Raw genomic sequence first — 5,507 nt, 5'->3', positions numbered from 1 at the left:
TGGATAATGGAAAATGGATAATCGAACAATGAAACAGAAATTCAATACAATCATCAGCACCTGTGTCCCCCTCCCGATGGAGAATGTGGATACGGACCAAATCATCCCCGCCCGCTTTCTGAAAGCTACCACGCGCGAGGAGAAGTTTTTCGGCGACAATCTCTTCCGCGACTGGCGCTACCGTCCGGACGGCACGCTGAATCCGGACTTCGTCTTGAACAATCCCGCTTACGGCGGACAGATTCTGGTGGCGGGCAAGAACTTCGGTTCCGGTTCCAGCCGCGAGCATGCCGCCTGGGCAATTGCCGGCTACGGCTTCCGGGTAGTAATATCGAGCTTCTTCGCCGACATCCATAAGAACAACGAGCTGAACAACTTCGTGCTTCCCGTAGTGGTAAGCGAAGCGTTCCTGCAAGAGCTGTTCGACTCGATAGAAAAAGACCCGAAGATGGAAGTCGAGGTAAACCTTCCCACGCAGACCGTCACGAACCGCGCCACGGGCAAGAGCGAACGCTTTGAAATCAATGCCTACAAGAAGCATTGCCTGATGAACGGACTGGATGACATCGACTTCTTGGTGGAGAACAAAGGGAAGATAGAAGAGTACGAATCGTTAATGGCACGCGGATGACGCGGATTGGGCGGATGGACACGGATTTATTGTTTAGAGAGGAGACGGAGGGGATTATAGCGGCCTTTTATGAGGTGTATAATGCCTTTGGATATGGGTTCTTGGAGAGGGGATATCAGAATGCGCTCTTTCAGGAACTGAAGAGGCGCGGTTTTTCATGCGAGGCACAGAAGCATATAGAAGTATATTTTAAGGGATGCAAGGTGGGGGATTATTATGCTGACATACTCGTCAATCAAAGCATCATCCTTGAGCTGAAAGCTGCGGAAAACCTCTGCCATGAGCATGAATTACAGTTGATAAACTACCTGAAATCAACCGAGATTGAAGTCGGTTTACTCCTGAACTTCGGCGAACGTCCCCAATTCAAACGGAAAGTATTCGCCAACGAACGAAAAAGAAATCTGCGTTCATCCGTCGAATCCGCGTCATCTGCGTGCCAATCTACATAACCCTTATAATTATGAATCACCCTAAAATAGAAATCATGGATACCACCCTCCGCGATGGCGAACAGACCAGCGGAGTCTCCTTTGTGCCCCACGAGAAACTGATGATAGCCCGTCTGCTTCTGGAGGAGCTGAAGGTGGATCGCCTGGAAGTCGCCTCCGCCCGTGTCTCCGATGGCGAGTTCGATGCGGTGAAGATGATATGCGACTGGGCGGCACGCCGCAACCTCCTTCCGAAGGTCGAAGTACTCGGCTTTGTGGACGGGCATGCTTCGGTGGATTGGATTCACGCCACCGGCTGTCGCGTCATCAACCTGCTCTGCAAAGGCTCTCTGAAACATTGCGCCTGCCAGCTCCGGAAGTCGCCGGAGGAGCACATCGAAGACATTCTGGCCGTAGTGAATTATGCCAACGAGCAGGACATGGAGGTCAACGTCTATCTGGAAGATTGGAGCAACGGCATGAAGCATTCGCCCGACTACGTCTTCACCCTGATGGATGCCCTGTCGCGTACCAACATACAACGCTACATGCTGCCCGACACTTTAGGCATCCTTAATCCGCTGCAAGTCATAGAGTTCATGCGGAAGATGGTGAAGCGCTACCCCGAGGCACACTTCGACTTCCATGCCCACAACGACTATGACCTTGCCGTCTCCAACGTCCTCGCCGCCGTGCTGAGCGGCTGTCGGGGACTGCACACCACCATCAACGGGCTGGGCGAGCGTGCCGGAAACGCTCCTTTAGCCAGTGTGCAGGCGATATTGAAAGATCATTTCAGTGCAGTCACCCACATCGATGAGAGTCGTCTGAACGATGTGAGCCGCGTGGTAGAGTCCTATTCAGGCATCGTCATTCCCGCCAATAAGCCCATCGTGGGCGAAAACGTATTCACCCAAGTGGCTGGTGTTCATGCCGACGGCGACAACAAGAGCAACCTCTATTGCAACGACCTCTTGCCTGAACGTTTCGGTCGTCGGCGCGAGTACGCCCTCGGCAAGAACAGCGGCAAGGCGAACATCCGCAAGAACCTCGAAGACCTGGGGCTGCAACTTGACGAGGAATCCATGCGCAAGGTCACGGCACGCATCATCGAATTGGGCGACAAGAAGGAACTGGTGACCCAGGAAGACCTTCCCTACATCGTTTCCGATGTCCTGAAGCATGGCGTGCTGGAAGACCGTGTCAGACTCAAAAGCTACATCGTGAACCTTGCCTACGGGCTGAAGCCGATGGCAACGTTGAAAATAGAAATCAACGGCAAGGAGTATGAAGAGAGTTCCAGTGGCGACGGTCAGTACGATGCCTTTGTGCGTGCCCTGCGCAAGGTCTATAAAGTCACTTTAGGCCGTAAGTTCCCGATGCTGACCAACTATGCCGTGACTATCCCTCCCGGCGGTCGTACCGATGCCTTTGTGCAGACCGTCATCACCTGGAGTTTCGAAGACAAGGTATTCCGTACGCGTGGCCTCGATGCCGACCAGACAGAAGCCGCCATCAAGGCAACGGTGAAGATGCTGAACATCATCGAAAAGGAGTATGAAGAGGAAGGAATGAGGGGATGAGGATAAGGAGAAAGTGGAAGAACTATTAAAGAATAAGGAATAACAAATAAAGAAATAAGAAGATTATGGACTTTAAAATTGCAGTATTGGCCGGTGACGGCATCGGCCCCGAGATTTCTGCCGTAGGGGTGGACGTGATGAGCGCCGTTTGCGAGAAATTCGGACACAACGTGAGTTATGAATATGCCATCTGCGGCGCGGATGCGATAGACAAAGTGGGCGACCCCTTCCCGGAGGCGACGTATCAGGCTTGCAAGCAGGCGGATGCCGTTCTCTTCTCCGCCGTGGGCGACCCGAAATTCGACAACAACCCCACCGCCAAAGTGCGCCCTGAACAAGGCCTGCTGGCGATGCGCAAGAAGCTGGGACTGTTTGCCAACATCCGTCCCGTGCAGACCTTCAAGTGTCTGCTCCACAAATCGCCCCTCCGTGCCGAGCTGGTGGACGGTGCCGATTTTATCTGCATCCGCGAGCTGACCGGCGGCATGTACTTCGGCGAGAAATACCAGGACAACGACAAGGCGTATGACACCAACTACTACACCCGTCCCGAGATAGAGCGCATCCTGAAAGTGGGCTTCGAGTACGCCATGAAGCGCCGCAAGCACCTGACGGTGGTGGATAAGGCGAACGTGCTTGCCTCCAGTCGCCTCTGGCGCCAGATTGCCCAGGAGATGGCTCCCCGCTACCCTGAAGTCACCACCGACTACATGTATGTGGACAACGCCGCCATGAAGATGATTCAGGAACCGAAATTCTTCGATGTGATGGTCACTGAAAACACCTTCGGCGACATCCTCACGGACGAGGGCTCTTGCATCAGCGGTTCCATGGGGCTGCTTCCTTCCGCCTCCACCGGCGAGAGCACTCCCGTCTTCGAACCCATCCACGGCAGTTGGCCGCAAGCCAAAGGCCTGAACATCGCCAATCCGTTGGCGCAAATCCTCTCCGTCGCCATGCTGTTCGAGTACTTCGACCTGAAAGAGGAAGGCGCGCTGATTCGCAAGGCAGTGGATGCTTCGCTCGATGCCAATGTACGCACCCCCGAAATACAAGTGGAGGGCGGAGAGAAGTATGGCACGAAAGAAGTGGGGGCCTGGATTGTGGAGACCATCCGGAACTATTGATTTCCATCCATCAAAGTCTGTTGATGGGGCGAAGGCTGCTTTACGAGGGTAGGGCAGCCTTTTTTGCATTTGAGTGGAATCGCTCGTTCCACCGGGTAAAATGTATTTGTCTGTATAAAATATCAGAATACCAGCCTGTTAGAATGGCCCTAACAGACACTTGTGTTCAACGTGACAAAGACTTGTGTTTGTCGTGACAGACGCTTGTGTTCAAGATGACAGACACTTGCGTTTGTCAAACAGGGATTATGCAAGGGAAAATAAGGGTTGATAAAATAGAGGTTTGTAGGTTGTACTTAGGTTTGTGATGACTAATTCTTTTTTGAAAGATTTTTAGATACATTGTTTAAAATAGTCCTTTTGTGTGGCAAATAGAAATAATTCTCTATTTTTGTGATTTGTAACCTGATAAATCTAAGAAATAGTAATGGAAGAGCAAATTATTTCTCATATTTATATTAACTGATAGTGCAGACCCTAAGCAATACATTAAGAAAATGAAAAGCCGGGATGAGGGTTTGAAATCCAACTGGGGTACAATTTGTACCCTGGTTCCTTTAGTCAGTGATGATGGTAAAAAGCATAAAGAAATGACAGCGATAGCCGAGGGCATTTTTTGCATCATCCAATCCATACTGTCTCCCAAGGCAGAGCCTTTTAAACAATGGATGGCGCATGTCGCTTCCATTCGTCTTGATCAAATGAATCCACAAACATGGGGTGAGAATATGCAGTGCGCAGTAGATGGTGGTGATGTAGCTCGTGTGGTAAAGGAACAATTGGAACAGAAGATTGGTGGAGAAGTCGTGAGTCCACTATCGGCAAAAAAGGCTGTCGCCCAATGGTTAGAGCGAATAGAGTTGAAAAGAGCAAAATGAGAAGGTGAGAGTGTGTGTGTAAAAAGGCCTTATTAGTAATTATTTTTCTGCAATAAAAACGAAGGCGTTTCCCTATATATATGCCGGATGTTATGTAGCGGACAATTTTATGGAAATATATACTTATTTTCGTTTAGTGCTTGATTGCCAATGTATTATATATCATTGGAGGACGGTATGAAAAGGGAATAGGGTCCACCAGGGTCCAGGGTCCACTTATGGACCCTATTTCAGTGAGGTGGATAAAGGAAAAGATTCTAATTTGTCAAAGAAAATGGAAGTATGATTTATTCGGTAAATCTGCCATGCCAGATGATTCATCTTGTGTTTTTTTCCTTTCAGCGATATATTGATGTAAGATTCTATGGGAGTTCAATAGCTTGTAGGGCTCAACCTTGCTACAGCCGCTTATTTGCACGCCATCGGCCGGTATTCCGGATGCACCGGGGGTACATCCCTACATTGGAAATGAATACGTTATACATGTCACGATAGGCGAATAGTCACCTCCGTTCACGATTCATTTAAGGGAATGAGAGGAATTAAAGGGAGTTATCCGGTCGGCTTTCATTCCTGATGAAGCGAAGTGATAACTCCTATAACTCCCGTAAATGAAAAAGCCGTGTACCTCTGTTCAATGAAGCCGTGTCTTCCATATCGTTTTCTTTTTTGAATGTGTCAAAAATTATTCTACTTTTTGCTTGCACGGAAGCATATAACTACTCCTTCTGGACGATTCTTTTTTTGTTCTTTTGAAGTATATAAATATTTACATCATGAAAATTATTAAAAATGTTGAATAGCATTACCCGATGAATGATGGAAACTATATGTTTTTGTGTAATTAACTGATAGAT

Annotated in this window: 5 protein-coding genes; all 5 read left to right on the top strand. The window is 49.2% G+C overall.

The features are described 5' to 3' along the window. The first annotated feature begins 28 nt into the window (after positions 1–28). The 5 genes from leuD (at position 29) to K2G43_RS07210 (ending at position 4,650) form a co-directional block, all read left to right on the top strand. Positions 29–631 carry a 3-isopropylmalate dehydratase small subunit gene (gene leuD / locus K2G43_RS07230; protein ID WP_300153803.1) on the top strand — a complete coding sequence of 201 codons (603 nt, stop codon included), beginning with the start codon at positions 29–31 and terminating at the stop codon, positions 629–631. Beyond that, positions 628–1,083, top strand: a complete 456-nt coding sequence (locus tag K2G43_RS07225) for a GxxExxY protein (protein WP_300153801.1) — start codon at positions 628–630, stop codon at positions 1,081–1,083. The genes leuD and K2G43_RS07225 overlap by 4 nt, the downstream gene beginning before the upstream one ends. A 35-nt stretch (positions 1,084–1,118) precedes the next feature. Then, positions 1,119–2,645 carry an alpha-isopropylmalate synthase regulatory domain-containing protein gene (locus K2G43_RS07220; RefSeq protein ID WP_297644322.1) on the top strand — a complete coding sequence of 509 codons (1,527 nt, stop codon included), beginning with the start codon at positions 1,119–1,121 and terminating at the stop codon, positions 2,643–2,645. A gap of 65 nt (positions 2,646–2,710) precedes the next feature. Then, positions 2,711–3,772, top strand: coding sequence for a 3-isopropylmalate dehydrogenase (gene leuB / locus K2G43_RS07215; RefSeq protein ID WP_300153799.1), 1,062 nt, complete (start codon positions 2,711–2,713; stop codon positions 3,770–3,772). A 497-nt stretch (positions 3,773–4,269) separates the two neighbouring features. After that, positions 4,270–4,650, top strand: a complete 381-nt coding sequence (locus K2G43_RS07210; protein ID WP_300153797.1) for a hypothetical protein — start codon at positions 4,270–4,272, stop codon at positions 4,648–4,650. Positions 4,651–5,507: the final 857 nt, after the last annotated feature.

The sequence above is a fragment of the Bacteroides sp. genome (genome assembly GCF_029057325.1).
Taxonomy (GTDB): domain Bacteria; phylum Bacteroidota; class Bacteroidia; order Bacteroidales; family Bacteroidaceae; genus Bacteroides.
This window is presented reverse-complemented; position numbering and strand designations above follow the sequence as displayed.

What these genes read in the sequence shown, in the direction of transcription:
- K2G43_RS07225 (WP_300153801.1), top strand. Translation starts at nt 628, where the DNA reads ATGACGCGGATTGGGCGGATGGACACGGATTTATTGTTTAGAGAGGAG.
- K2G43_RS07210 (WP_300153797.1), top strand. Translation starts at nt 4,270, where the DNA reads ATGAAAAGCCGGGATGAGGGTTTGAAATCCAACTGGGGTACAATTTGT.
- leuD (WP_300153803.1), top strand. Translation starts at nt 29, where the DNA reads ATGAAACAGAAATTCAATACAATCATCAGCACCTGTGTCCCCCTCCCG.
- leuB (WP_300153799.1), top strand. Translation starts at nt 2,711, where the DNA reads ATGGACTTTAAAATTGCAGTATTGGCCGGTGACGGCATCGGCCCCGAG.
- K2G43_RS07220 (WP_297644322.1), top strand. Translation starts at nt 1,119, where the DNA reads ATGGATACCACCCTCCGCGATGGCGAACAGACCAGCGGAGTCTCCTTT.